This window comes from Cupriavidus sp. MP-37, assembly GCF_020618415.1.
Lineage (GTDB): Bacteria > Pseudomonadota > Gammaproteobacteria > Burkholderiales > Burkholderiaceae > Cupriavidus.
In genome coordinates this window covers 2344969-2368212 of sequence record NZ_CP085344.1, presented here as the reverse complement: position 1 = coordinate 2368212, position 23244 = coordinate 2344969, and the positions used below count along the sequence as shown (strand labels likewise).

18 protein-coding genes are annotated in these 23244 nt (G+C 67.2%); 13 read left to right on the top strand and 5 right to left on the bottom strand.

Annotated elements, in window-relative coordinates:
• Positions 1–76 precede the first annotated feature (76 nt).
• The 8 genes from LIN44_RS10935 (at position 77) to LIN44_RS10900 (ending at position 10039) form a co-directional block, all read left to right on the top strand.
• Positions 77–610: a DUF5943 domain-containing protein gene (locus LIN44_RS10935; protein ID WP_227312108.1), complete on the top strand. Its 534-nt coding sequence runs from the start codon at positions 77–79 to the stop codon at positions 608–610.
• A 71-nt stretch (positions 611–681) separates the two neighbouring features.
• The gene (locus tag LIN44_RS10930) at positions 682–2745 is read left to right on the top strand and encodes an NADH:flavin oxidoreductase (RefSeq protein ID WP_227312107.1); all 2064 of its coding nucleotides are present in this window, start codon (positions 682–684) and stop codon (positions 2743–2745) included.
• Between the two features lie 2 nt (positions 2746–2747).
• Positions 2748–4673 carry a (Fe-S)-binding protein gene (locus LIN44_RS10925; RefSeq protein WP_227312106.1) on the top strand — a complete coding sequence of 642 codons (1926 nt, stop codon included), beginning with the start codon at positions 2748–2750 and terminating at the stop codon, positions 4671–4673.
• Between the two features lie 4 nt (positions 4674–4677).
• A complete protein-coding gene (locus LIN44_RS10920; protein WP_227312105.1) occupies positions 4678–5850 on the top strand; it encodes an electron transfer flavoprotein subunit alpha/FixB family protein in 1173 nt (390 codons plus the stop codon).
• Entirely contained in the window at positions 5847–6644 is a 798-nt protein-coding gene (locus LIN44_RS10915; RefSeq protein WP_227312104.1) for an electron transfer flavoprotein subunit beta/FixA family protein, read from the top strand. Before LIN44_RS10920 ends, LIN44_RS10915 begins: the two co-directional genes overlap by 4 nt.
• Before the next feature lie 52 nt (positions 6645–6696).
• Positions 6697–7935: an SRPBCC family protein gene (locus LIN44_RS10910; RefSeq protein WP_227312103.1), complete on the top strand. Its 1239-nt coding sequence runs from the start codon at positions 6697–6699 to the stop codon at positions 7933–7935.
• A 21-nt stretch (positions 7936–7956) separates the two neighbouring features.
• On the top strand, positions 7957–9099 hold the full coding sequence (locus LIN44_RS10905) for a hybrid-cluster NAD(P)-dependent oxidoreductase (RefSeq protein WP_227312102.1): 1143 nt from the start codon (positions 7957–7959) through the stop codon (positions 9097–9099).
• Between the two features lie 76 nt (positions 9100–9175).
• On the top strand, positions 9176–10039 hold the full coding sequence (locus tag LIN44_RS10900; protein WP_227312101.1) for a glycine betaine ABC transporter substrate-binding protein: 864 nt from the start codon (positions 9176–9178) through the stop codon (positions 10037–10039).
• Positions 10040–10128: 89 nt separating this feature from the next.
• On the opposite strand, the gene purU is transcribed toward LIN44_RS10900, so the two are convergent.
• Positions 10129–11001: a formyltetrahydrofolate deformylase gene (gene purU / locus LIN44_RS10895; protein WP_227312100.1), complete on the bottom strand. Its 873-nt coding sequence runs from the start codon at positions 10999–11001 to the stop codon at positions 10129–10131.
• A gap of 811 nt (positions 11002–11812) precedes the next feature.
• Here purU and LIN44_RS10890 point away from each other — a divergent pair.
• The 4 genes from LIN44_RS10890 (at position 11813) to LIN44_RS10875 (ending at position 16225) form a co-directional block, all read left to right on the top strand.
• Complete coding sequence (locus tag LIN44_RS10890; protein WP_227312099.1) at positions 11813–12970, top strand: glycine betaine/L-proline ABC transporter ATP-binding protein; 1158 nt, start codon at positions 11813–11815, stop codon at positions 12968–12970.
• Entirely contained in the window at positions 12963–13859 is an 897-nt protein-coding gene (choW, locus tag LIN44_RS10885) for a choline ABC transporter permease subunit (RefSeq protein ID WP_227312098.1), read from the top strand. The genes LIN44_RS10890 and choW overlap by 8 nt, the downstream gene beginning before the upstream one ends.
• Before the next feature lie 71 nt (positions 13860–13930).
• The gene (locus LIN44_RS10880; RefSeq protein ID WP_227314382.1) at positions 13931–14926 is read left to right on the top strand and encodes a GlxA family transcriptional regulator; all 996 of its coding nucleotides are present in this window, start codon (positions 13931–13933) and stop codon (positions 14924–14926) included.
• 144 nt (positions 14927–15070) lie between these two features.
• Complete coding sequence (locus LIN44_RS10875) at positions 15071–16225, top strand: branched-chain amino acid ABC transporter substrate-binding protein (protein ID WP_227312097.1); 1155 nt, start codon at positions 15071–15073, stop codon at positions 16223–16225.
• Between the two features lie 174 nt (positions 16226–16399).
• Here the strand turns inward: LIN44_RS10875 and LIN44_RS10870 are convergent, their stop codons facing one another.
• The 4 genes from LIN44_RS10870 to msuE form a co-directional block, all read right to left on the bottom strand.
• Positions 16400–17773: an LLM class flavin-dependent oxidoreductase gene (locus LIN44_RS10870; protein WP_227314381.1), complete on the bottom strand. Its 1374-nt coding sequence runs from the start codon at positions 17771–17773 to the stop codon at positions 16400–16402.
• Positions 17773–19023 carry an SfnB family sulfur acquisition oxidoreductase gene (locus LIN44_RS10865; RefSeq protein WP_227312096.1) on the bottom strand — a complete coding sequence of 417 codons (1251 nt, stop codon included), beginning with the start codon at positions 19021–19023 and terminating at the stop codon, positions 17773–17775. The genes LIN44_RS10870 and LIN44_RS10865 overlap by 1 nt, the downstream gene beginning before the upstream one ends.
• Before the next feature lie 2 nt (positions 19024–19025).
• Positions 19026–20303, bottom strand: a complete 1278-nt coding sequence (locus LIN44_RS10860; protein WP_227312095.1) for an SfnB family sulfur acquisition oxidoreductase — start codon at positions 20301–20303, stop codon at positions 19026–19028.
• Positions 20304–20673: 370 nt separating this feature from the next.
• Positions 20674–21237 carry an FMN reductase gene (gene msuE / locus LIN44_RS10855; RefSeq protein WP_227312094.1) on the bottom strand — a complete coding sequence of 188 codons (564 nt, stop codon included), beginning with the start codon at positions 21235–21237 and terminating at the stop codon, positions 20674–20676.
• A 287-nt stretch (positions 21238–21524) separates the two neighbouring features.
• Between msuE and LIN44_RS10850 the strand changes: the two genes are divergently transcribed.
• The gene (locus LIN44_RS10850; RefSeq protein ID WP_227312093.1) at positions 21525–23240 is read left to right on the top strand and encodes an ABC transporter substrate-binding protein; all 1716 of its coding nucleotides are present in this window, start codon (positions 21525–21527) and stop codon (positions 23238–23240) included.
• The last annotated feature ends 4 nt before the right edge of the window (positions 23241–23244 follow it).

Sequence of the window (23244 nt, the reverse complement as noted above, 5' to 3'; positions counted from 1 at the left end):
GCCGCGCGGGCACGCGGGCAATGCCGCGCCTGCGCCACGACGCTAGCGGCGAAATCTTCCTCACGGAGCCACCACGATGCAACCGCAACTGCCGATCGACGTCAATCCCGACACCGGCGTCTGGACCACCGACGCGCTGCCGATGCTGTATGTCCCGCGCCATTTCTTCACCAACAATCACGTCGCGGTCGAAGAGGCGCTCGGCGCCGATGCATACGCCGAGATCCTCTACAAGGCGGGGTACAAGTCCGCGTACCACTGGTGCGACAAGGAAGCCCAGCTGCACGGCCTCAGCGGCATGGCGGTGTACGAGCACTACCTGAAGCGGCTGTCGCAGCGCGGCTGGGGCCTGTTCTCGCTGCTCGAAGCCGATCCCGCGGCGGCGCATGCGCGCATCGCACTGCGCCACTCGTCGTTCGTGCTTGCGCAGCCGGGCAAGGAAGGCAAGCTCTGCTACATGTTTGCGGGCTGGTTTGCCGGCGCGATGGACTGGGTCAACGACACGGCGCCCGCCGGCACGGCCGCGCCGCGCGCGCAATCGAAGGAAGTGCAGTGCGCGGCCGAGGGCCATGAGCATTGCGTGTTCGAGGTATCGCCAATCGGCCACTGAGCGCCGGCCGAGTCCCGAGCCAGATCTGATCCGCAACAGCAAAGATATACGAACGCCAGAGGTCGCCTGCGATGCGCTATCCCCACTTGTTTAAACCCTTGCAGCTCAACCAGCTGACGCTGCGCAACCGGATCGTCAGCACCGCGCATGCCGAGGTGTATGCCGAACCGGACGGCCTGCCGGGCGACCGCTACCTCCGCTATTACGAGGAAAAGGCGAAGGGCGGTGTCGGCCTGGCGATCTGCGGCGGCTCCAGCCCGGTATCGATCGACAGCCCCCAGGGCTGGTGGAAGTCGGTGAACCTGGCCACCGACAGGATCGTCGAGCCGCTGTCCCGGCTGGCGGAGACGATGCATCGGCACGGCGCCAAGATCATGATCCAGGCCACCCACATGGGCCGCCGCTCGGCGTTCCACGGCGAGCACTGGCCTCACCTGATGTCGCCCTCTGGCGTGCGCGAGCCCGTGCATCGCGGCAACGCAAAGATCATCGAGGTGGAAGAGATCCGCCGCATCATCGCCGACTTCGCCGCGGCGGCCAAGCGAGTCAAGGACGCGGGGATGGACGGCATCGAGATCTCGGCCGCGCACCAGCACCTGATCGACCAGTTCTGGAGCCCGCGCACCAACTTCCGCACCGACGAATGGGGCGGCAGCCTGCACAACCGCCTGCGCTTCGGCGTGGAGGTGCTGCAGGCGGTGCGCGAGGCGGTCGGCAAGGACTTCTGCGTCGGCCTGCGCATGTGCGGCGACGAGTTCCACGAGGACGGGCTCGATCACCAGCAGCTCAAGGAGATCGCGCAGGCCATGTCCGAGTCGGGCCTGATCGATTACCTCGGGGTGATCGGATCGGGCGCGGATACGCACAACACGCTCGCCAACTGCATGCCGCCGATGGCGCTGCCGCCGGAGCCGTTCGTGCACCTGGCGGCGGGCATCAAGTCGGTGGTCAGGATTCCGGTGATGCACGCCCAGAGCATCCGCGACGCGGGCCAGGCCGAGCGGCTGCTGGCCAGCGGCATGGTCGACCTGGTCGGCATGACGCGCGCGCAGATGGCGGACCCGCACATGGTGATCAAGATCCGCGACGGCCGCGAGGACGAGATCAAGCAGTGCGTCGGCGCCAACTACTGCATCGACCGCCAGTACAACGGCCTCGACGTGCTGTGCGTGCAGAACGCGGCCACCTCGCGCGAGGCGACCATGCCGCACGTGATCGAGAAATCGCGCGGCCCCAGGCGCAAGGTCGTCGTGGTCGGCGCGGGCCCGGCCGGCCTGGAGGCGGCCCGCGTCGCGCGCTCGCGTGGCCATGACGTGGTGCTGTTCGAGAAGAACGCCGAAGTCGGCGGCCAGATCATGCTGGCGTCGAAGGCGCCGCAGCGCGAGCAGATGGCAGGGATCGTGCGCTGGTTCGACATGGAGACCAGGCGCCTGGGCGTCGACCGCCGGCTCGGCGTGGAGGCCGACGCCAAGATGATCATGGCGGAGAAGCCCGACATCGTCGTGCTGGCCACGGGCGGCCGCGCCTACTCGGACCAGGTGCCGGCGTGGGGCGTTGCCGAAGGGCTGGCGGTCAGTTCGTGGGAAGTGCTGTCTGGCCGCGTCGAAGCGAAGGAGAACGTGCTGGTCTACGACGGCGTCAGCACGCATGCGGGAGCCGGCGTCGCCGACTACCTGGCCAGCCGCGGCGCGCGGGTCGAGATCGTCACGCCCGATGTGAAGGTTGCCGACGACTGCGGCGGCACCACCTTCCCGATCTTTTATCGCCGCCTGTACGCGCAGGGCGTGATCCACACGCCCAACTACTGGCTCGACCGCGTCTACGAGGAAGACGGCAAGAAGATCGCGGTGCTGCGCAACGAGTACACGGAAGAGCTGGAAGAGCGCGCGGTCGACCAGGTCGTGATCGAGAACGGCTCGACGCCGAATGACGCGCTCTACTGGAAGCTCAAGCCCGAATCGCTGAACCGCGGCCAGGTCGACGTGCACAAGCTGTTCGCCGCCGAGCCCCAGCCATGCCTGTCGGAGACGCTGGGCAACGGCCGCTTCCTGCTGTTCCGTGTCGGCGACTGCATCTCGATGCATAACATCCACGGCGCGATCTACGATGCGCTGCGGCTCGTGAAGGATTTCTGACCATGAATCCGTCCTTGCTGATTACCGTCCTGCTGTGGCTGTCAGTGGCGGGGCTGGCCTTCGCGGTACTGCGGCGCGCGTCGTACTGGCGGGTCGGACGGCCGGCGACGCCGGGCTCGTTCGGCCTCGCCAACCTGTTCGCGATTCCCAAGCGCTATTTCGTCGACCTGCACCATGTGGTCGCGCGCGATCCGTATATCGCGAAGACGCATGTGGCCACGGCGGGCGGCGCGATTGCGGCGCTGGCGCTGGTGTTCGTCAACTACGGCCTCGCCATCTACTCGCCGTGGCTCGACAAGCTGATCCTGGTCGCCGCGCTGGCGATGCTGGTCGGCGCGGTGTTCGTGTGGCGGCGCCGCCAGGCGATGGATGTGCCGGCGCGCCTGTCGAAGGGGCCCTGGAATACCTTGCCGTGGCTGCTCGGCTCGTTCGCGCTGGGCCTGGCGCTGTACACGATGGTGCCGGCCGGGGTGATGTCGGGCGCGTTCGCGGTGCTGTGCGCGGCGCTGATCGGCGTCGGCGCGTTCGCGATGACGGTCGGCGCCGCCACGGGCGGACCGATGAAGCATGCCATGGCGGGCCTGCTGCACCTGGCCTTCCACCCGCGCCAGGAGCGGTTTGCCGCGACGCCCGAGTCGTACACCGGCAGCGGCACGGCGACTCCGCCGACCGCGCTCAGGCTGCCCGACATCGAGCAGAAGGAATTCGGTGTCGCGAAGCCGGTCGAGTTTCGCTGGAACCAGTTGCTGAGCTTCGACGCCTGCGTGCAGTGCGGCAAGTGCGAGGCGGCCTGTCCGGCGTTCGCCGCCGGGCAGCCGCTCAACCCGAAAAAGCTGATCCAGGACCTGGTGGTCGGCATGGCGGGCGGCAGCGACGGCGCCTACGCCGGCAGCCCGACCCCGGGGATTCCGGTCGGCCGCCATCGCGGCGAGCCCAACGGGCCGATCGTGTCGGGCCTGATCGAAGCACAGACGCTGTGGTCGTGCACCACCTGCCGCGCCTGCGTGCAGGAGTGCCCGATGCTGATCGAGCATGTCGATGCGATCGTCGACATGCGCCGCAACCAGACGCTGGTGCATGGCACCGTGCCGGGCAAGGGCGCCGAAGTGCTGGCCAACCTGCGCGAGACCGGCACCATGGGCGGCTATGACAAGGGCGCGCGCTACGACTGGTCGGTCGACCTGAACGCGCCCGTCGCGCGGCCGGGCCACGCCGTGGACGTGCTGATCGTAGCCGGCGAGGGTGGTTTCGACATGCGTTACCAGCGCACGCTGCGCGCGCTGGTCAAGGTGCTGGACAAGGCCGGCGTCGATTATGCCGTGCTGGGCGAGGTGGAGACCGACACCGGCGACGTCGCGCGCCGGCTGGGTGACGAGGCTACCTTCCAGCAGCTGGCCAAACACCTGATCGGCACGCTCGACGCGCTGTCGTTCGGGCAGATCGTGACGGCCGACCCGCACGTGATGCACAGCCTGCGCAACGAGTATCGCGCGCTGGGCCTGCGCGTGACGGTGAAGCACCACACCACGTACCTCGCCGAGCTGGCGTCGAGCGGACTGATCGCGCCCAAGGCGGTGGAGGCGCTGCGCGAGAAGCGCACCACCTACCACGACCCGTGCTACCTCGGCCGCTACAACGGCGAAACCGAGGCGCCGCGCAAGCTGCTCAAGACCATCGGCATCCAGGTGGTCGAGATGGAACGCCACGGCATGCGCGGCCGCTGCTGCGGTGGCGGCGGCGGCGCACCGCTGACCGACATCCCCGGCAAGCAGCGCATCCCGGATATCCGCATCGCCGATGCGCGGGCGGTGGGTGCGGAGGTGGTCGCGGTCGGATGCCCGAACTGCACCGCCATGCTCGAGGGCGTGGTCGGCCCGCGCCCGGACGTGCTCGACGTGGCCGAACTGGTTGCCGCTTCGCTGGAGTGAACTGATGGACACGATCAAACGAATCGATCCGCGCCGGCCGTTCATCATCACGGCGGCGGGACTCAGGCGCATCACGCTCGGCGCGAGCGGCGGCGCTGACACCGGCGCGGCCCACTGGCCCGCGCCCGGGCATGCCGCGGCGGCAAAGCCGCGCCGGCTGGTAAGCGATGCCCGCCATGTGCTGCTCGTTGCCGCGCACAGCGAACGCGGCGCGCTCGACGACCACGCGCGGCAGGCGGTGGCCGCCGCGGCACTGCTGGCGGACGCGCACACCGAAGTCGCGCTGCTGGTGTTCGGCGAACTGAAGGACGATGCGGCGGACCTCGGCGCCGACAAGCTGATCGCTCTGCCCGAGTTCGACCGCCGCACTTTCAACCCGGAGGCGGAACTGCGGGCGTTGCAGGCCTGCGCCACGGCGCTGTCGGCCAGGCATGTCTTCCTTCCCGACAATGCCTGCGGCGACGGCGATCTCGGTCGCCGCTACGCCGCCGCGGCCGCCGGGGCGGGGGCCAGCGTCGCGACCCATGTGGTCGAGCTGGACGCGAGCCATGTCGGCACGTATGCGCACGCCAGGCGTGCCTTCGCCACCCGTGCGCTGCCCGACGTGATCCTGCTGGCGCCGGGCGCGGTGGACGCGAAGCTGCCGTTCACCGGCGCCGGCGAGCGTCTCGCGCCTGACTTCCTGTGTGCAAGGGGCAGCAGCACGCATCCGTACCGCGATCTCGGCATCGAGGAGATCGATGCCGCGCGCGTCGCGCTCGAGGAAGCGGACTTCATCGTCGCGGCCGGCAACGGCGTGACCGACATCGGCGCCTTCGAGCAGCTCGCGGGAGCGTTCGGCGCGGCCATTGCCGCCAGCCGGGTCGCCGTGGACAACGGACATTTCACCCGCGACAAGCAGGTGGGCGCGACCGGCAAGACCGTCGAGGCAAGTGTCTATATCGCGTTCGGCATCTCCGGCGCGGTGCAGCACCTGCAAGGCATCAAGGATTGCCGCCATGTGATCGCCGTGAATACGGACGGCAGCGCGCCGATCGCCAAGCGCGCCAACCTGACCATTGTCGGCGACGCGCACGCGACCATCGCCGCGCTGACGGAGCTGGTGCAGGCAGCACGCCCCGCGCGCGGGCAGGCGGCCGCGGCGCGGCCGCGGGAACTCGCAGGAGTCGCAGCATGAACGCCCCCCGACAAGTGAAACGCATTGCCGTGCTGGTCTCCATTGGCCGCCATCCGGTCAGCGGCGCGCCGCGCTACAGCCGCAACGACGCCGCCGCGCTGGAGCTCGGCAGGGATCTGGCGGGCAAGCACGGCGCGCGGCTGGCCGTGCTGCATGCGGGCGATGCCGCCGATCCGGCGCTTGCGGACTACCTCGCGCTCGGCGCGGGCGAAGTGGAAGTCCTGGCGTGCGCGGAGGGCACAGATGCCGCGCGCGTGCTCGCGGCTCGTGTCGAGGACTGCGACCTCGTGCTGACGGGCACGCGCGCGGAAGGCGCCTACGACACCGGCATGTTGCCGTACCGGCTGGCCGCGGTACTTGGCCGCCCGCTGCTCGGCGCCGCGGTCGACCTCGACATCGAGGGCGGACGTGTCGCGGTGCGGCAGTTCCTGCCCAAGGGGCTGCGCCGGCGTGTCGATGCTGCGCTGCCCGCGGTGGTCTCGGTGCATCCGCTCGCCAACGTGCAGCCGCGCTATGCCTACGCGCGCCTGCGCGAAGGTGCGATCCGGACGGCGCCCGCGCCGCACGTGCACGACGATGCGGCACAGAACGACGCGGCGGCGTGGACACTGGGCGCCGTCGAGCGCAAGCCGGTCAGGCTGGCGGCCGCCGAAAAGCGTTCCGGCCACGCCCGGATGTTGTCCGCGACCACCACCGAGAGCCGTGGCGGCAACGTCGTAAATGGTGGGACTTCGGTCGAAAAAGCACAAGTCATCCTCGCCTATTTGCGCGAGCATCAACTCATCGACTACTGACATTGCCGGTCTGTCGGCAAACAACCAGAACGCAGGGAATCCGGAGCAAACGATGAAAGTATCGGCAGACATTCGCGCGCTGGTGGAGCGGCGCAAGGCAGGCCACAGCCTCGAAGCGCCCTTTTACCTGAGCGACGAGATCTTCGCGCTCGACATGGAGGCAATCTTCCGCCAGCACTGGATCCAGGTGGCGGTCGAGCCCGACGTGCCGGAACCGGGAGACTACGTGACCGTCGAGCTTGGCCAGGACTCGATCCTGATCGTGCGCGACGACGACATGCAGGTGCGCGCGTACCACAACGTGTGCCGCCATCGCGGCGCGCGGCTGTGCAACGAAGACAAGGGCACGGTCGGCAACATCGTGTGCCCCTATCACAGCTGGACCTACAACCTGAGCGGCGAACTGATGTTCGCCGAGCACATGGGCGAGAAGTTCGACCGCTGCAAGCACAGCCTGAAGGCCGTCCACGTGGAGAATCTTGCCGGGCTGATCTTTGTCTGCCTGGCCGCGGAGCCGCCTGACTTCGAGGCGATGCGCGCCGCCATGGAGCCCTACCTGCTGCCGCACGACCTGCCGAACGCGAAGATCGCCGCGCAGGTCGACATCATCGAGAAGGGAAACTGGAAGCTGACGATGGAGAACAACCGCGAGTGCTATCACTGCGTGGCCAACCATCCGGAGCTGACCATCTCGCTGTACGAATACGGCTTCGGCTACCAGCGCTCGCCGGCCAACGCGGAAGGCATGGACGCGTTCGAGCGCACCTGCCAGGCGCGCCTGGCGCAATGGGAAGCGATGAAGCTGCCGTCGGCCGAGATCGAGCGGCTGCTCGAGACCACCGGCTTTCGCACGCAGCGCCTGCCGCTGGACCGCAGCGGCGAATCGCAGACGCTGGACGCCAGGGTGGCATCGAAGAAGCTGCTGGGCAGTTTCGAGCAGGCCGACCTCGGCGGGCTCTCCTTCTGGACGCAGCCGAACTCGTGGCATCACTTCATGAGCGACCATATCGTCACGTTCTCGGTGATCCCGCTGTCGGCGGGCGAGACCCTGGTGCGCACCAAATGGCTGGTGCACAAGGATGCGCGCGAGGGCGTCGACTACGACGTGAAGAACCTGACGGCGGTCTGGAACGCGACCAACGACCAGGACCGCGCACTGGTCGAGTATTCCCAGCGCGGCGCGGCCAGCAGCGCCTACGAACCGGGGCCGTACTCGCCGTTCACGGAAGGCCTGGTCGAGAAATTCTCGGCCTGGTATATCCGCCGTCTTGCCGAGCAGATCGGCGCCTAGCCGCTAGGAGCGGAGTCCGACATGATGCGCGACGCGATGCCTTTCGAACTGGCGGAGAGCCGGGTGACACGCCCGGCGTTCTGGAACGCGCTGCCCGAGCGCTGGACGAGCGACGTCGAGGAAACGCTCGTGTGCTGCCACGTGCGGCAGGAAACGCACGACGTGAAGAGCTTCTTCTTTCGTTCGCCGCAGGGGCGCGCCTTTGTCTTTGAACCCGGGCAGTTCATCACGCTGGAGCTCGACATTGACGGCGAGACCGTCAACCGCTGCTACACGATCTCGTCGTCGCCCGCGCAGCCGCACACGGTCTCGATCACGGTCAAGCGCGTGCCAAACGGCAAGGTCTCGAACTGGCTGCACGACACCGTCAGGCCCGGCACGCCGATCCGCATGCTGGGGCCGGGCGGCGCGTTCACGTGCGCGCGGCATCCGGCGCACAAGTACCTGTTCCTGTCCGCCGGCTCGGGCATTACGCCACTGATGTCGATGAGCCGTGCGCACCACGATCTCGCCGAGGACCGCGATATCGTGTTCGTGCACAGTGCGCGTACGCCCGACGACATCATCTTCGCGCGCGAGCTCGATCTGATCGCGTCGAACCAGGCCAACTTTCGCACCGCATTCGTCTGCGAGCGGGTCGGCACGCGCACCAACTGGCACGGCGTCACCGGCTTCCTGTCGCTGCCGCTGCTGAAGCTGGTGGCGCCGGATTTCATGGAGCGCGAGATCTTCACGTGCGGGCCCGCCCCGTACATGAAGGCGGTGCGCGGATTGCTCGACGAAGCCGGCTTCGATCGCAGGCGATACCACGAGGAAAGCTTTTCCTTCGAGACGCTGAACGCAGACGCCGCCGCCGACGCCGCCGAGGCGGAACCCGCGGCCAGGGCCGAGGCGGACACGGCGCAGTTCAGCATCCGTTTCGCCAGGAGCGCGCGGGAGATCGCCTGCGGCGCGGGACAGAACGTGCTCGACGCGGCGCGCCAGTCGGGCGTGCGCCTGCCAGCGTCATGCACGCAAGGCATGTGCGGTACCTGCAAGGTCAGGCTGGTCAGCGGGCAGGTCGAGATGAAACACAACGGCGGCATCCGCCAGCGCGAGATCGACCAGGGCATGGTGCTGCTGTGCTGCAGCAAGCCGCGGTCGGACCTCGTGATCGACAAGTAAGGTCCGGCGCCCATCGCGTCCGACGGTTTGCAGTCTGAAGGGGAGCGCCTCGGCGCCGATTACAGGAGGGTAAATCATGAAGCTTCTCGGGAAACTATTCTTTACCGGCGCCGCGTCGGTCATGCTGACATGGAGCGCGCTCGCGCTCGGGGAAACCAAGCCGACCCTGAAGATCGGCTACGTCGAAGGCTGGGACGACAGCGTAGCCACCACCAACGTGGCCGCGCGCATCATCGAGAAAAAGCTGGGGTACCCGGTGCAGCTGGTGCCGGTGGCGGCGGGTGTGATGTGGCAGGGCGTCGCGCGCGGCGACCTGGACGCGACGCTGTCCGCCTGGCTGCCGGTCACGCAGGGTGCCTACTGGGAGCAGTTCAAGACCAAGGTGGTCAACCTGGGACCGAACTTCACCGAGGCCAGGATCGGCCTGATCGTTCCCGCCTCCGTCAGCGCCAGGAGCATCGAAGAGCTGAACACGCAGAAGGCGTCGTTCGAAGGACGGATCGTCGGCATCGATGCCGGTGCCGGCGTGATGCGCAAGGCGTCGGATGCGATCAAGAGCTACGGGCTCAGCTATACGCTGATGCCGAGCTCGGGCAGCGCGATGACGGTCGAACTGGCGCGCGCGATGAACGCGAACAAGCCGGTGGTGGTGACCGGCTGGGCACCTCACTGGATGTTCGCCAAATGGAAGCTGCGCTTCCTCGACGACCCGAAGAAGGTGTTCGGGGACTCCGAGCATGTCGACAACATCGTGAATCCGGGGCTGGAGACCAAGGCCAGGCCGGTGGTGGCTTTCCTGAAGAAATTCCAGTGGAAGGCGGGCGAGATCGACAGCGTGATGCTGGCGATCCAGAACGGTACGAAACCGGATGCGGCGGCCGACGCGTGGATTGCCGCGCACGGTGACCGCGTCAGCGCCTGGCTCGAGAATCCGCAGTAAGCGCGCCGCCGGGCATTGCAGCCCTACCCGCAACAGGACGCAGGCCACGATCCCATCGCGATCGTGGCCTGCGTCGTTATGCGGATGGCTTACGGCAAGACGACCGTGCGGTCGCCGTTCAGGAATACCCGCCGCTCGATAAACGCCTTGACTGCGCGCGCCAGCGTGATGCATTCGACGTCGCGCCCGACCGCCAGCAGCTGGTCCGGCCGGTACGAATGGTCGACGCGCTCGACTGCCTGCTCGATGATGGGGCCTTCGTCCAGATCGTCGGTGACGAAATGCGCGGTTGCGCCGATCAGCTTGACGCCGCGCGCATGGGCCTGGTGATACGGCTTCGCACCCTTGAAGCCGGGCAGGAACGAATGGTGGATGTTGATCGCGCGGTGGGCGAGCCTGGCGCTGGTGGCGGCCGACAGCACCTGCATGTAGCGGGCCAGGATCACCAGCTCCGCACCGCTCGACGCGAACAGGTCCAGCCATTGCGCTTCCTGCCGGGCCTTGGTCTCGGGCGTGATCGGGAAGTGCCGGAACGGCAGGTCATGCTGGCGTGCGAGCGGTTCCAGGTCGGCATGGTTCGAGACGACCCCGGCGATATCCATCTTGAGCTCGCCCATGCGCCAGCGAAACAGCAGGTCCGCCAGGCAGTGCTCGAGCTTCGACACCATGATCATCACTCTGGGGCGCGCGTGCGCGTCGTGGACCGCCCACTGCATGTCGTAGCGCTGCGCGATCGGTGTGAACTCCTGCCGCAGCCGCTCGACATCCATCGGCTGCGCATCGGTGGGATGGAACACGCAGCGCAGGAAGAAGCGGTGGCTCAGGTCGTCGTCGAAGACCGTCAGTTCGTCGATATAGCAGCGGTGGCGCTCGAGCAGGCCGACGGTGGCGGCGACCTGGCCTGGGGCGCTCGGGCACGACAGCGTCAGGATGAGCTGCTGCGATGGAGACAGCGCGTGCATGGGATTCCTCTCTTGGTTGACTGGCCGCGGGCGCCTCGTGCGCGCGCATGCCATGCGCCCAAGTAGAGCAGGGCGTGCGCGCCACGGATAGAACCGAAGCGCCGCCGGGCTGGTATCGACGCGCCACCACGGTCGGCACGCCGGGCGGGCGCGGCGGAATCATTTCCTCCAGCTTTCCAGCTCCCGTTTGTGTACTCCCTCTCCCGCTTGCGGGAGAGGGTTGGGGTGAGGGCGGAGCGTCAACGAAGTGAAGCGCGTCGTCATTGCCAGCGCCGGCCCTCACCCCCGCCCCTCTCCCGCAAGCGGGAGAGGGGAGAAAACCAGCGGCGGCAACATTTCCTCGAGCTTTCCAATTCCCGCTTGCGTACTCCCTCTCCCGCTTGCGGGAGAGGGTTGGGGTGAGGGCGGGAGCGCCAACGAAGTCGAGGGCGTCGTCATTGCCACCGCCGGCCCTCACCCCCGCCCCTCTCCCGCAAGCGGGAGAGGGGAGAAAACAGGCGGGCAAGAAAGGCCACCCCCAGGACACGGAATGTGCCACTTCAGCCCCCGACATTTCCGGAAGAAATCAGTGTTGCGTTTGTCGTTGTCGCATTTCCGCAAGCCCTTGTCGGAATTAGTCGGCAGGGGCGGGCGTTTCTTGGCAACCATGTAGGGAATCGCGCAACGCAGGTTGCAAGGCGACGACAAGGTTTGCTCAGGCATTCCAGGGAGGAAGGTAGTAGCGCGCCGCCAGCGCTTCCCGCACGTGTGGTGAGAAAGCGTTGGCATGCCATATGACGAGTGAGTCCCCGCAGGGCCAGGAGAGGTTTCGATGGATAGTCCAAAGGTCGTGGTCGAAGGTCTGTGCAAGGTGTTTGGCAGCAATCCCAAGCAGGCACTCGACATGCTCGCCGCCGGTTCGACGAAGGATGAGGTATTCCGGCGCACCGGCCACGTGGTCGGTGTCCACAACGTATCGTTCGACGTCAGGGAAGGCGAAATCTTCGTGCTGATGGGCCTGTCGGGATCCGGCAAGTCGACCCTGATCCGCCTCGTGAACCGGCTGGTCGAGCCCACCGCCGGCAAGGTTCTGATCGGCGGGCGCGACGTGGCCGCCGTAAGCCGCGGCGAGCTGATCGCGCTGCGCCGCAAGGACATGAGCATGGTGTTCCAGTCGTTCGCGCTGATGCCGCAGCGCACCGTGCTGTCCAATGCCGCCTTCGGCCTGGAGGTGGCGGGAGTCGGCAGGACGGAGCGCGAGCGCCGCGCCATGGAAGTGCTGGAGCAGGTCGGCCTGGCGACGTTCGCGCAGAAGCTGCCGCGCGAGCTGTCGGGCGGCATGCAGCAGCGCGTGGGCCTGGCGCGCGCGCTGGCGGTCAATCCGTCGCTGATGATCATGGACGAGGCGTTCTCCGCCCTCGACCCGCTCAAGCGCAAGGAGATGCAGAACGTGCTGCTGCAGCTGCAGAAGGAGCATCGCCGCACCATCATGTTCGTCTCGCACGACCTCGAGGAGGCACTGCGCATCGGCAGCCGGATCGCGATCATGGAGGGCGGCCGGCTGGTCCAGGTCGGCACGCCGCAGGAGATCATCGCCAATCCGGCCGACAACTACGTCCGTACCTTCTTCGATGGCATCGATACCAGCCGCTACCTGACCGCCGGCGACCTGATGCAGACCAACGCCGTGCCGACGCTGTCAAGGCTCGACGCGGCCAACATCGCCGCGACGCTGAACGGCAGCGAAGACTATGCCTTCGTGCTCGATGCGCAACGCAAGCTCCGCGGCTTCGTCACGCGCGACGCCACGCACAGCGTGCGACCGGTGGAAAGCATCCGGCGCAGCGCTTCGCTCGACCATGTCGTCGAGCGCGTGGTCGCGAACCCGAATGCGCTGCCGGTCGTCGACGACGACGGCTGCTACTGCGGCTCGGTCAGCCGCGCCGTCATCCTGAAAGCCATCACGCGTTCGCGAGGTAACCATGTCTGAACTCCTGCCCCTCGGCCGCTGGGTCGACCAATCCGTCCATTACCTGCTCGAGCACGACGCGGCGACGTTCGACGCCATCGGCCGCGCCATCGGGGGTCTCGCTGAACTGATCGAGCGCGGGCTGCAAGCCGTGCCGATGTGGCTGATGATGGCAATCTTCATCGGCATCGGGCTGTGGCGCGTAGGCTGGCGCTTCGCGGTCTTCACCGCCGCGTCGCTGTTCGTGATCTTCGCGACCGGATTCTGGGACCAGACCATCATCACGCTGGGGCTCACGCTGTCGTCCACCATCATCAGCCTGCTGCTTGGCGTTCCGCTCGGCATCTGGGCGGCGAAGAGCAGGGTGGTCGCCGCCACGGTGCGCCCGGTCCTTGACCTGATGCAGACCATGCCCGCCTTCGTCTACCTGATTCCCGCGGCGATGCTGTTCGGCCTCGGGCGCGTGCCGGGCATCCTGGCGACGGTGATCTTCGCGATGCCGCCTGCGGTACGGCTGACCAGCCTTGGCATCCGCCAGGTGAACATGGAGATTGTCGAAGCCGGCCATGCCTTCGGCTGCACGCCGTGGCAACTGCTGTACAAGGTGCAGTTCCCGAACGCGCTGCCGTCGATCATGCAGGGGGTGAACCAGACGATCATGATGGCGCTGTCGATGGTCATCATCGCCTCGATGGTCGGCGCCGGCGGCCTGGGCAATGAAGTGCTGGCGAGCATCCAGCGGCTGGATATCGGCCTGGGCTTCGAAAGCGGGCTGTCGGTCGTGCTGCTGGCGATCGTGCTGGACCGCATCACCGAGAGCTTCGGCCGCGCGCCGGGCGAGGCGAAGGCGCCGCTGTTCTCCGGCCTCCGGCAACTCTTCGGCGCCAAGGCCAGCACGGCGCAAGCCTGATCCCGCGGCCGCCGCCAGGAAACCGATCCGAGGGTCGTTGCACCGTGCCGACCGACAGCGCTTTCCCATCGATAGCGGCCAGCGCAGCCCTCGGGCCAGCTGGCCAGTTTGGGCCCCTCTCGCCCCTCTCACATTTCGGCTTCCTGACTTTGCCTGACTTCTCGATGATCGCGTTCTCGAGCGCGGTCGAAGTGCTGCGCATGGCCAACTACCTCGGGCGTGCCGATCATTACACGTGGTCGATCTATTCGACCGACGGCGAGCCGGTGCACGCGAGCAACGGCATCGTGGTGCGGCCGACGCGCGCGCTCGAGGACTCGGCACCGCCGGACGTCATGATCGTCTGCGGAGGCATCGGCATCCGCGAGACCGTCAACGAAGCTACGCGCGCCATGCTGGCCCGGCTGGCCGCGCAGGCCATACCGCTCGGCAGCCTCTGCACAGGCGCCTACGCGCTGATGTCGAGCAGGCTGCTCGACGGATACCGCTGCGCGGTGCATTGGGAAAGCCGATCGTCGCTGCACGAGGAATTCCCGCTGGTGCAGTTTGCCGACGAGCTGTTCGTCATCGACCGCGACCGGCTTACCTGCACGGGTGGCACGGCGCCCATCGACATGATGCTGCATCTGGTTGGCTTGCGCTTCGGCCGGCAGCTTGCGGCGCAGGTCTCTGAACAGTTCATTCTGGAGCGCATCCGCAGCGCCACCGATGCGCAGCCGATCCCGGTCAATGCGCGGGTCGGTTTGTCGCGGGCGGAGCTGGTCGAGGTGGTGCGGCTGATGGAGGCGAACATCGAGGAACCCCTCTCGCTCGATGAACTGGCACGGCTGGTGCAACTGTCGCAGCGCCATTTGCAGCGCATGTTCAAGTTTTATCTGAACGTGTCGCCGACCCACTACTATCTGACCCTGCGCTTGAAGCGCGCGCGCGATATGCTGCGCACCACCAACGCGTCGATCGCGCAGGTGACGGCGGTCTGCGGATTCCAGTCGCCGTGCCATTTCAGCAAGGCCTACCGTACACAGTTCGGCCATGCGCCCAGCCATGAACGCCGGCAGCAAGGGTGACGGTACCCTTGGGGGATGAATGTGTCTTTTGCGGTATGCGAAGCCGCGATCGCTCGCACGGCTGCGCCATTAGAATCCATGGCAGGGGATTATGCCCGCCGTAAAGGGAATCCCGTCGACTCATCTGGTCGCGGAGACGAATCAATGACCAATCTTGCCGGAAGGCTGCTCGTTGCGAGCGTGAATGTCATACTGCTGTCCTGCGCCTGCACCCAGTCTTATGGGGCCGACCGGCAGCAAGTAGTGAGGATCGGCGTGTCCGCGCCGCTAACCGGGCTCAATGCCGCCAATGGCAAGGACATTGAAAACGGTGTTCGCCTCGCTGTAGAGGAAGCCAATGCACAGCGTATCCGGCTCGATGGCCAGGTGGCGCGTTTCGAGCTCGCTGCGGCGGACGACCAGAGCGATCCGCGCATCGGCGTCCAGGTGGCCCAGAAACTGGTCGATGACGGGGTGGCCGTCGTTGTCGGCTACTACAATTCAGGCGTCGCGCTTCCGGCCGCGCCGATTTTCGCCCGGGCAGGCATCCCCGTCATCCATCCGGCGGCTACCAACCCGGCGATTACGCAGCAAGGCCTGAAGGCCGTATTCCGCATCATCCCGACCGATGCACAGAACTCCGGCAATGCAGGCAAGTACGCGGTCAGAGTCATGAAGGCGCAGCGTATTGCCGTGATGGATGACCGGACGGCATTCGGCCAGGGGGCGGCGGACGAGTTCAGGAAGGCCGTCACCGCATCCGGTGGCGAGATCGCGATCGCTGAACATACCAGCGACAAGGCGGTGGAGTTCAGCGCGCAGCTCACGAACATCCGTGCTGCCAACGCCGGCCTGCTGTTCTTCGCCGGACTCGACAACCAGGCGGCGCTCATCACGAAACGCATGCGCGAGCTCGGCATGCGAACCCAGTTCGTCGGCAGCGGCGGCATCGCCGACAGCATTTTCCTGAACATTGCAGGTTCGGCGGCGGAAGGCGCGATGGCATGGGAATATGGGCGCCCGATCGACACCCTGCCACAAGGCAAGGCTTTCATGCAGAAGTTCCGCAAGCGCTTCGGCAGCGACAGCCTCATCTATGCGCCGTTCGCCTACGATGCCGCGTGGGTGGCCATCAACGCGATGACGCAGGCAGGCTCCGCCAAGCCTGGCAAATTCACGCCGGCGCTGCGCGCAACGCAGTACGAGGGGGTGACCGGGAAGATTGCCTTCGATGCCAATGGCGACCTGAAGAATCCGACCTCGACGCTCTACCAGGTGAAGGGAGGCCGCTGGACGCCGGTCACGACCATCGCCGTCTAGTAAGCCGATGGATGTTCCATTGACGTAGCCCGCTGAGCATAGAGGTGGCGGGGGAAGGTATCGGGCCTTGCCGTAGCGAAGGATTCCACGCGAGGCGGGAAATCTTCATGATGGTCCGATGGAAATGCGGAGGGATAACGGGATCGACAGGGAAAGCTAATCAACCGGGAACCGTCAGGCGTAGCGAAATGCCGCGGCGGCATGGCGCGCCGGCAGCCGGTCGCCTTCGGCGAACAGCTTGCGGCGCAGCGTGCCGTCGGCATACGCGGTCTTGTAGCGGCCGCGCTCCTGCAAGGCGGGGACCACAAGGTCGACGAAATCCTCGTAGCTCTCCGGCACCACGGTGCGGCTCAGGTTGAAGCCGTCGATGCCGGTGTCGTCGATCCATTCGGCCAGCGTGTCGGCCACCTGCGACGGGTCCCCGACGATGGCGGGGTAGCGCCCGCCCAGCTCGAACAGGTCCAGCAGCTTGCGGCGGGTCCAGCCATGCTGCGCGGCCGTCCGGGTGGCCGATTCGATGGCGTTGCCGCCGTCGTAATCCACGGGATCATCCAGGCCGTAGCGTGCGAAGTCCACGCCCGTGCTTGCCGCGAAATGCGCGAGCCCGGCTTCGCGGCTCGCGTAGTCGCGGTACTCGGCATGCTTGGCGCGTGCCTCGGCCTCGGTGCGCCCCGTGACCACGGCAGCGCCCATGAAGACCTTGACGTCATCCGGTCGGCGGCCCGCCGCGGCGAGCTGCTCGCGCAGCGCCGACACCGTCTTGCGCGCCGCTTCCTTGCTCGGTGGGGAAATGAACACGCATTCGGCGTGGCGCGCGGCAAAGCGCTGGCCGCGCCCCGAGCTGCCGGCCTGGAACAGCACGGGCGTGCGTTGCGGCGACGGCTCCGACAGGTGGTAGCCGTCAACCTTGTAATAGTGGCCGTGGTGGCTGACCTTGCGCACCCTGGCGGGATCGGCGAACACGCGGGCGGCCTTGTCGCGCAGCACCGCGTCGTCCTGCCAGCTTCCCTCCCAGAGCTTGTAGAGCACGTCGAGGCACTCGTCGGCGCGGTCGTAGCGCTCGTCGTGGGCAAGCTGCCCGTCCAGGCCCATGGCGCGTGCCGCGCTGTCGAGGTAGCCGGTCACGATGTTCCAGCCGACCCGGCCGCGCGTCAGGTGGTCGAGCGTGGAGAAGCGCCGGGCAAGCAGGTACGGTTGCTCGTAGCTCAGGTTCACCGTGACGCCGAAGCCGAGATGCCGCGTGGCCGCGGCCATGGCCGGCACCAGCAGCAGCGGGTCGTTCACCGGAAGCTGGATCGATTCCTGCAGCGTGACGTCCACATTGCCGCGGTACACGTCGTAGACGCCGACGATGTCTGCGATGAACAGGCCGTCGAACAGGCCGCGTTCCAGTGTGCGGGCCTGGTCGACCCAGTATTCCAGCGTGTTGTACTCGGCCGAGCGGTCGCGCGGGTGCGTCCACAGGCCGTGGTTGATATGGCCCACGCAGTTCATGTTGAACGCGTTGAGCAGGATCTGCTTTGGCTGCGCATGCGGATGACTCGGCATCATATCGCTCCATGCCGCGGCGGCAACTTGTCATTCAGATGGAAGTTGCCGAGCGCGTGGTACTTCCAGCGGACCGGGTCGTGCAGCGTATGCGTGCGCGCGTTGCGCCAGAAGCGGTCCAGTCCCTGGTGGTCGAGCGTGGCCGAGGTTCCACCGAGCTCGAACAGCCGGGTGCCGGCGAGCAGCGACGCCGTGGTGGTCTGCGCACGCGCCGCCGCGACGGCCAGCGATGCCTGCGCGACGCTCTGCTCGTCCGGTGAGCGCTGCGCGGTGTCGGTGGCGCGAGCCGCACGGCGCACCAGCGCTTCGGCGGCGCGCAGCCGTACCCGTACCTCGCCGATATGGTGGAGCGTCAGTGGGTCTTCCACGGCGCGTGCCACCCCTGCGTCGATCCAGGGCCGCGCGTGGTCGCGCAGGAAGGGCAGCGTGGCGGCCAGTGCGCCGCGGCCGATGCCGAGATCGATGGCGGCATGCAGCAGTTGCGCAAACGGACCGATGGTCGTGGGCCGCTCGAACGATGCGAGGAAGGGCAGCACCCAGGCTGCCTCGACGCGCACGTTGTCGAACGTCACCGAACCGCTGCCCGTGACGCGCTGGCCGAAGCCGTCCCAGTCATCGGTGACGCTGACGCCCTCGGCCGTGCGCGGCACGAAGGCCAGCTGCGTGACTTCGCGTCCGGCTTGGTCGGCCACCACCAGGGTCGGAATCCAGTGCGCGTACAACGCGCCGGTGCAGTAGAACTTCTTGCCGTGGATGCGCAAGCCATCACCGTCCGGGGTGAGCTGCGTACGGCGCCGGAAGTCCTTGTGGCCGATCTCGGCCAGTGCATTGCCGAAGCGCTCACCGGCCAGCGCACGCTGGTAGAAGAACGCCTGCTGCGCAGGCGTGCCCCCGACGCGCAGGACTTCGAGCGCATAGAAGTGGTTCTGCGGAATCTGCCCGAGCGAACCGTCCGCCGCGGCGATGATGGCAATGACCTCCGCCAGCGTGGTGTTGGAAACGCCCGCGCCACCGTGCTCGCGTGGCACCGTAATGCCCCACAGGCCGCTCGCGCTGAAAGCCTCGAGCTCCTCCCATGGCAGGCGCCGTTCGCGGTCGCGCTGGGCAGCACCCGGTGCGAAGTGCGCGGCCAGGCGGTGCGCGATGGCGATGGCTTCGGCATCATCGCGGACCAGGTGCGGAACCACGGCGGGCGCGGGCGCAGGCAGGGACCGCCCATCAGCGGGCGGCGGATTGAAAAGCAACGACATATTCAGTTCCAGGAATGCCGCTTTGGCAGCGCGTGGTTCAGTTGATAGTTGCCGATCAGATGCAGCTTCCAGCGCACCGGGTCGTGCAGCGTGTGCGTGCGTGCATTGCGCCAGTGGCGGTCGAGGTTGTGCCCGGCGCGCGTGGCGGAGGAGCCGGCCAGCTCGAACAGCTTTTCGCTGGCCTGCAGCGCGACCTCGGTGGTCAGGACCTTGGCCTCGGCCACCGCGACGGAAGCCTGCGCGCTCGATGCTTCGGTGACGGGGCGCGCGGCAATGCCGTCGAGCGTCAGTGCCGCTTCGCGCAGCACTGCGCGGGCGGCTTCGAGATCGACGGCCAGCCGGCCGACGTCGGCAATCAGATGCGGGTCTTCGGTCGCGCGCGCGACACCTGCATCGATCCACGGGCGGGCGTGCTCGCGCACGAAGGCGATGGCGTCGTCGAACGCGGACTGGGCAATGCCGAGGTCGATGGCGGCCTGGATCAACTGCGATCTGGGGCCATAGAGACCTGGCCGGTCCGCGAGTTGCCAGACCGGGATCACGTCGTCCGCGGAAACCGCGACACGGTCGAACATCACCGTTCCGCTGGCCGTGGTGCGCTGGCCGAACGATGACCAGTCATCCACCACGGTCAGGCCGGCGGCATCGCGCGGCACCCAGATCTGGACCGCACGGCCGTCGTCGTCGAGCGCGCGCGTCGGCACACGGTGTGCGAACAGGGCGCCGGTGGAGTAGTAGCGTGTGCCACTCAGGCGCAGGCCATGCGGCGTGCGGTGCAGGCGCGTCGTGCCTTCGAGCACGTTCGGGCTCGCGGCGGAGCGCCGCTCGGGTCCGGCGTTGCCCAGGCGCTGCCCGGCCAGCACTTCGCCATAGAAGCGACGCTTCTGGTCCTCGGTTCCTGCCTCGCGCAGTACGCCAAGCAAGCCGAAATGGTTCTGCGGGATCTGGCCCAGCGAAGCATCGGCGGCGCTGAGGATCGCGAACACCTCCGCCAGCGTGGCATGGGACACGTCCGCGCCGCCATAAGCCTTCGGCACGGTGATGCCGCCGAGCCCGCTCTCCGACCAGCGCGCCAGCTCGTCCCACGGCAGGATGCGCTCGCGGTCCCGCGTCGAGGCGCCCGGGCGGAATGCATCGGCGAGCGCGCGCGCGGCGTCGATGGCCTCGGCGTCGTCACGAATGCGTCGTACGCGGGCGGGGTCGGGAAGGGTGGGTTCTCGCCCGGTGACGATGGGCGCGATGGGCGGTGTTGCTGCGTGTATGTCGGAGAGATCGGTCATGTCGGATCGGGAGGACGCTGGCGCGCCGCACGGGCGCGGGTTGGCACCGGAAAGGCTGATGGTTGATTGGAGCACGCGTCCCTGGGGCATTCCCACGAATATTTCCGAGGATGCTTGGAAGCGAAGGCATGGTGACCGCATGGGCGGTCGCGAGACTGGTGTCGCGCGTGCTTTCCCACCGCTCCCGCAAGCGGGAGTGGCAGGAACAACCCTGGCTTTTCACGTGGCCGGAAAGCGCGCCCGCAGGACCAGGCAGCCCGCGTTTGGCCAGCGCGGAGAGCGTAGGGATGGCGCAAGCGGGCGTCGGAGATGGAGCCGGGGCTGGCGCGCAAGCAGTAAGGACGTCTTGCATCGGTCAACGGTTGCGCGCTCACGCTGCCTTCAACGCGACCCGCCGGTGCGCCGCGAACAGCGGTGCAGCGCGTTCGGCCGCCAGCCGGATACGCTCGCGCAGCGCGGGACTCTGTACCGTGTAGCCCTCGAAGTCCGACGGGCTCGCATAGACGCCGATGGGCAGCGTCAGTGCCTGCAGGAAGCCGAAGAGCGGGCGCAACTGGTGCTCTAGCACGAGTGCGTGCCGGTCGCTGCCGCCGGTGGCTGCCAGCAGCACGGGCTTGTCGGCCAGGGCTTCCTGGCCGACGAGGTCGAACAGGTGCTTGAAATGGCCCGGATACGCGCCGCGATAGACCGGCGCCGCGGCGACGATCAGATCGGCGGATTCCAGCGCCTGCAGTTCCGACTCGATCGCGGCCGGGAGTTCCGTGCGCCAGAGCGCGCCGCCGAGCGGCCGGGCGATATCGGCCAGGTTGATGATATGGGCGTCGACGTGCAGCCGCGCGTCAAGCTCGGCAACCAGCGCCTGGACCAGGGCGAGGGTGCGCGAGGGCTGCTGGGTACTGCCGTTGACGGCAACGATCTTCAGGGGCTTGGACATGATGAGGCTCCGCAAAGGGTGAAGCTGTTGTCGGTGTTGTCGAGGCCGCAGCCGCACGGCTTGCCGTGCTGCCTGGCCGGGATGCTGCCAAGACGATACTGCGGCGCGGCCGCCATGCGAACGACGCGTTCGTTCTATGGATACGCGATGCGTGCGCATAAGGGCATGCGCATTCGTTCGTTCCGGGCAGCACGGGGCGTCTCTATAGTTGGTCACCCTTGCAGACATTGGATCCGCGCAGCGTCGCCCGACGCTGATCCCGCTCCAGCTTTCAGCCCATCGTCACCATGAAGAACCCGCTCCCGCTTTCACGGCCCTCGCAAATACTCCGGCCATTCGCGTTCCTGGCTCCCGTAGTGCTGTCGCTGCCGCTGCTCGGCGGCCTGCTGGCGGCGCCGGCAAGCGCCGCGCCGGCCGCACCGTCCGTGCAAGCGCCGCATGCGGGCGGCACGCTCACGACCATCATCCAGCCGGAGCCGGTGATCCTGACCTCGGCGCTCAATTCCGCGGCGCCGACCGGTTTCTTCAGCGCAAACGTGTTCGATGGCCTGCTCGAGTACGACAACGACTTCAAGCTCAAGCCGGCGCTCGCGCAAAGCTGGGACATCTCGAAGGATTCGAAGACGCTCACGTTCCACCTGCGACCGAATGTGAAATGGCATGACGGCAAGCCGTTCACGTCGGCGGACGTGAAGTGGACGCTGGAGAACGTGTGGAAGAAGCTGCATCCGCGCAACCAGATCCTGTTCGGCAAGGTCACGCGTGTCGAGACTCCCGATGCACTGACCGTGGTGCTGCACTTCTCCGAGCCGTCGCTGGCGGTGCTTAGCTCGCTGAACAGCAACGGCGCGCAGGTACTGCCCAAGCACCTGTATGAAGGCACCGACATCCTCAACAACCCGTACAACAACAAGCCGGTGGGAACGGGACCGTTCGTCTTCAAGGAATGGAGCAAGGGCAACTACATCGTGCTCGAGCGCAACCCCGACTATTGGGACAAGGGCAAGCCGTACCTGGACAAGATCGTCTTCAAGGTGATCCCAGACGCCAGCGCGCGCGCTGCGGCGTTGGAGAAGGGCGAGGTGCAGTACGCGCCGTTCAACCCGGTGCCGCTGAAAGACGCGCAGCGACTGTCGCAACTGCCTTCGCTGAAGCTGGAAACGCGTGGCTACGAATGGCTGTCGCCGTGGCTGTTCATGGATGTCAACGTCGACCGGCCGTACTTCAAGGACGTGCGCGTGCGCCAGGCGCTGGCCCATGCCATCGACCTGAACGCGCTCAACAAGGTGGTCTGGTTCGGCTTCGGCAAGCCCGCGGTGAGCCCGGTGGTATCGACGCTGGGGCAGTTCTTCAACCCCAACGTGCCGAAGTATCCGTATGACCCGGCCAAGGCCGAAGCCCTGCTCGACGCCGCCGGCCTCAAGCGCGGCGCCGACGGCAGCCGCCTGAAGATCCAGATCGACTACCTGCCGTATGGCGACGACTACAAGCGCAGCGCGGAATACATCAAGCAGGCGCTGAAGCGTATCGGCATCGACGTGACGGTGCGCACCCAGGACACCCCCAGCTATACCCGGCGCGTTTATGGAGATCGCGACTTCGACCTGGCGGTGGTCTGGTTCGCGGGCTTTGCCGATCCGCTGGTCGGCGTGACACGCGCCTACCGCGGCGACACTGTCGGCAAGAACATTCCTTGGTCGAATGGGTCGGGCTATCGCGGCGACGAGGCGAACCGGCTGATCGACCAGGCGCAGGGCTCGCCGAGCCAGGCCGAACGCGTCGAGCTGTTCCGCAAGTTCCAGACGGTGGTCCAGACCGACTTGCCGTCGATCCCGCTGCTCGAGCTACGCTTCTTCACGGTGCAGGCGTCGAACCTGCGCGATACGGTCAGCGGCGTCGACCAGGTCTATGCCTCGCTCAAGCGTGCCTGGCTTGCGCCCGCGGGCACGGCCGTCGCCACCGCAACGCCCCCCGGCGTCGCCCCGGCGCAGGCAGCACGCTGACCAT